The organism is Pseudomonas pudica (assembly GCF_015680405.1).
Classification (GTDB): Bacteria; Pseudomonadota; Gammaproteobacteria; order Pseudomonadales; family Pseudomonadaceae; genus Aquipseudomonas; species Aquipseudomonas pudica.
The window spans coordinates 1-507 of sequence record NZ_JADLJS010000109.1 but is presented as its reverse complement, the minus strand read 5'-3'; the positions used below and the strand labels follow the sequence as shown (position 1 = coordinate 507).

Annotated in this window: 1 pseudogene; it reads left to right on the top strand. The window is 61.7% G+C overall.

Features of this window, described 5'->3' with window-relative positions:
* Window positions 1-507: pseudogene (locus IRZ77_RS26690) on the top strand (acetolactate synthase large subunit); the annotation flags it as partial.

Here is a 507-nt window from a genome sequence, read left to right as displayed (position 1 = left end):
TCCTCAAGCAACTGATCGACAAGACCGGCATCCCGTTCATCACCACCCAGATGGGCAAAGGTGTGGTCGACGAGCGTCACCCACGCTTCCTGGGCAACGCCGCACTGTCGTCGGGTGACTTCGTGCACCGCGCCGTCGAAGCCGCTGACCTGATCGTCAACATCGGCCACGACGTGATCGAAAAGCCGCCGTTCTTCATGGTCCGTGGCGGCACCGAGGTCATCCACATCAACTTCCGCTCTGCCGAAGTCGATGCCGTGTACTTCCCGCAGGTGGAAGTGATCGGCGACATCGCCAACGCCGTATGGCAGATCAGCGAAGCGCTGACCGACACCACACACTGGGACTTCACCCGCCTGATGGCGATCCGTGAAGCCAACGAAGCACAGATCGCCGAAGGTGCCGATGACGACCGTTTCCCGGTCTACCCGCAGCGCATGGTCGCCGACATCCGTCGCGTGCTGCCGTCCGAAGGCATCGTTGCCCTGGACAACGGCATCTACAAGA